The sequence below is a fragment of the Desulfomarina sp. genome (genome assembly GCF_054039375.1).
On sequence record NZ_JBPLBA010000282.1, the window covers coordinates 1 to 3,276 of the forward strand.

General features: G+C 44.2%; 2 protein-coding genes and 1 rRNA gene. All 3 read right to left on the reverse strand.

Annotated features, from left to right (window positions below; translation table 11 throughout):
• Positions 1-143 precede the first annotated feature (143 nt).
• Positions 144-1,601 (reverse strand): TrkH family potassium uptake protein, encoded by a 1,458-nt coding sequence (locus ACXLDX_RS15660; protein ID WP_457578123.1) that lies wholly within the window; start codon positions 1,599-1,601, stop codon positions 144-146.
• Positions 1,598-3,001 (reverse strand): Trk system potassium transporter TrkA, encoded by a 1,404-nt coding sequence (gene trkA / locus ACXLDX_RS15665; RefSeq protein WP_457578124.1) that lies wholly within the window; start codon positions 2,999-3,001, stop codon positions 1,598-1,600. Before trkA ends, ACXLDX_RS15660 begins: the two co-directional genes overlap by 4 nt.
• 193 nt (positions 3,002-3,194) lie before the next feature.
• Positions 3,195-3,276 (reverse strand): 5S ribosomal RNA (rrf, locus tag ACXLDX_RS15670); the annotation flags it as partial.

Consider the following 3,276-nt stretch of genomic DNA (forward strand, 5'->3'; position numbering starts at 1 on the left):
GTTTTTGAAAAACCTGTTAAATCGAGGAAAAACCATATTAATACATTCTATAATATGGATCTGGATTGAATATTTTCAAAACGTCACTAACAGCATTACCGATTTACCTGAATCGGCTGGCGGATGGTATGTTCGCAAAATGTCTATTTTTTGAAATGCCAGAAATCTGGATGGAGCATGGCCAGGAAGGGAATGAGTTCGAGCCTTCCGACCAGCATGTTGACAATAAAAATGATTTTTGTCGGGCTTGAGAGATTACCAAACGTCCCCATGGGTCCGATTTCACCGAACCCCGGACCTATATTACCGATCGTTGCCGCAGTGCCGACAAGTCCGATGAGCCCGCTGTGTTCAAGCATTGTGACAAGAATGGCTGAAAGGGTCATGAGGCAGAGATAAAAAAGAAAGAACACGAGAATCTGCCGTTGCACATCTTCGCTGACTGTGTTTTTGTCCAGTTTGATCTGCACAACGGCATTAGGGTGGATGATTTTAACAATTTCTTTTTTCAGGTATTTAAAGCAGACCAGGAGGCGGACAATTTTCACGCCGCCACCTGCTGATCCCGCACATCCACCGGCAAGCATCATGGTAAAGAGCACGACCTGGGCCGGGATAACCCAAAGGGCAAAATCAACTGAAGAGAATCCTGTAGTTGTAATTATGGAAGTTACTTGAAAAAGACCATCTCGTATTGAACTGGAAAAAGATGAATTTGTGCTGAAAAAAAGGATTGCTGCCAGAATCACTGACGCTGCGCCAATAATGGAACAGTATAGCCGGAATTCCTCATTTTTAAGGAGGATATTAATCTTTCGCCGAATGATAAACCTGTATTGCAGGGCAAAATTGCTTCCGGCAAGAACCATGAAAACTGTAATAATCCAGATAGCAGCCGGGTTGTTGTATCCCATAATGGAAAGAGGGTTCGGGGAAAATCCTCCGGCTGCCATTGTTGAAAATGTGTTGCAGAATGCATCGAAAACGTCCATACCTGACAGGGAGAGTGCAATGATCTCCAGGATAGTGAGAACAAGGTAGACCAGCCAGAGTGCCTTTGCTGTATGGGCAATCCGGGGAGTTACTTTTTCTTCAGTGGGGCCGGGGGCTTCGGCGATGAACATTTGTCTGCCGGCCACAGCGAACTGGGGAAGAATAGCAACGAAAAGGACAATGATTCCCATGCCTCCCAACCATTGAGTAAGGCTTCTCCAGAAAAAAAATGTTCTTGGATAGAGTGAAAAATCGGTCAGGATTGTTGCTCCTGTGGTTGTTGTTCCTGAAACTGATTCAAAAAGGGCGTCCAGGGGGGAGAGGCCGAAAAACAGATAGGGTATACCACCCATGATACCGGTGAGACACCAGGCCAGGGTAACAATGAAAAGCCCTTCAGTCTTTTTTACGGTGTCGAAATTTTTAGAAAATCCACCATACCAGCGCAGGAACATACCAATTGAAATGGATATTACAGCAGCGGTAATAAAAGGCGGGATCGCAGAATACTCATCTTCTAATACCGCAATAAGTACAGGGGAAAACAAAATAACACCAAAAGCGGTGAGAACCAGACCCAGGGCATTGGAAATTACGGAGACTTTCATTTGAGCAGAAATGATTTTATGCTTTCAGCGTCATTGACCATGGCAAACACTTTCAGCTTATTTCCGGCACGGATTATTGACTGACCGTTAGGGATAGTCAGTTTGTGGTCGTGTTCAATTACGCCTACTATGGCCTTTGCAGGGAGTTTAAGGTCCATCAGTTTCTGTTCTTTAAAGGATTCCGGCAGGGTGATCTGCAGGATTTCACCCTGGCCCCTTTCAATGCGTGCCAGTATATTAACGTCAGGTTTCTGCAGTTTATTCAGAAGTTCTTTTAATGCGGAATCCTGGGGAGAGACCACTACGTCGATTCCCACCCGTTCAAAGAGCTCAGCATTTCTTATATTTCCGACCCTGGTTATGATTCTTTTTGAGCCGAGCTGTTTTGCAAGTAGGCCACAGAGAAGGTTTTTTTCATCATTGTTTGTAACACAGATGGTGACATCAGCATCGCCCACTGTTTCAGTTTCCAGCAGTTCGAGATCTGTACCATCGCCCTGAAGTACAAGAGAACTTGCAAGAGTATCTGCAAGAAAGAGGCACCGTTCTGGATTGGCCTCAATTATTTTCACTTTTATATGAGATTGTTCCAGGAGAACAGCAAGCATGTAACCGACATTGCCACCGCCTATAACTGTTGCGGTTTTTATGGGATTACTGGTTTCGAAAAGCAGGGCAGCCAGACGGTCCACTCCGGAGCTTTTTCCCATAAATACAACCTTGTCACCATCCTGAATAATTGTATTACCGTCTGAAATTGAGAGAATGTGATCCCTGATTATACCAATAACCAGAACTTCAGCCGGAAAGGGAAAGTCACTGATCCGTTTATTGCAGATTGGTGAATCACCGGTGATTTTGTATTCAAGAAGTTTTATCCGTCCCCCGGCAAAGTATTCAACTTCGTATGCTTCAGGAACAGAGATAGTTCTGAAAATATCCTGGGTCAATAGTTGTTCCGGCCAGATCAGGGTATCGATATCGTATGGAGTGTGATAGGCGGTATGTGACGGGGAGTTTATATTATGAAACAGATCTGCTCTGCGAATGAAACAGATGGTTTCTATATTGACGATCTTTTTGATGGTCCAGCAGGCGACCATATTAGCTTCATCCAGGTCGGAACAGGCAATAAAAAGATCGATTTTTGCAATACCGGCATCTTGCAGCGCTTTGATATCTGTTCCGTTTCCGCAAATATACCGTATATCGAGATGGTTGAAACCATCGGGCAGGTGAGGGGGCTCGTCCATGAGAGTAATATCGTGATCACGGAAGAGTTCAGTGGCCACGGTTTTACCTATTCGCGTGCTGCCATATATCAGTATGTTCATAAAATGGTAGATATGGAATTTATCTGTTTCGTCTCCGGATATTGTCGCAAAATACGGCAACTGCATGAAAATAACCGGAACGACCTGTAAACAGCACTTTTATAACGGGTAAAATAGGGAAAAACAAGGAATTAGATGGTAATAAAAGCGAAAAACAAAGTTAACTATATGTAATATAAAGTCTTTTATGTAAGGCACCTGTTCCATGTAAAAAAAAGGCCCCAATAAGCAATAAGCTCATTGGGGCCTTTTACCAGAAAAACGGCGGCGACCTACTCTCCCACACAGTCTCCCATGCAGTACCATCGGCGCTGAAGAGCTTAACTTCCGTGTTCGGAATG